The following is a 260-nucleotide window of genomic DNA, read 5'->3' on the forward strand; positions in this document are numbered from 1 at the left end:
TTTGAACTCAGTGACATCCGTCACCCACTTCTCTCCGAACCTCTCTGCCTTGAATTTTCTTTGAAGCAAGTTCTCCACCTGGGCGTGCCCAGGGCCGCGATACGAGCGGTATTTCTTGGGCCTCACCTGCGACTTCAAGCCCAATTGGATCATCAGGCGCTGCACCGTCTTGTGATTGATCAGTTGGCCGGCCTGCTTGAGCGTGTCCGTAACACGGCGGTAGCCATACCTGCCTTTATGCCGATCATAGATCTTGCGGA

Annotated in this window: 1 protein-coding gene; it reads right to left on the minus strand. The window is 54.6% G+C overall.

Translation table 11 applies throughout. The features are described 5' to 3' along the window. Window positions 1-260: IS3 family transposase (locus HBH1_RS24750; protein ID WP_146012903.1), on the minus strand; the 260-nt coding region annotated here is incomplete at both ends.

It is taken from the genome of Herbaspirillum sp. BH-1, assembly GCF_002870055.1.
In the GTDB taxonomy this organism is placed as follows: Bacteria; Pseudomonadota; Gammaproteobacteria; order Burkholderiales; family Burkholderiaceae_D; genus Herbaspirillum; species Herbaspirillum frisingense.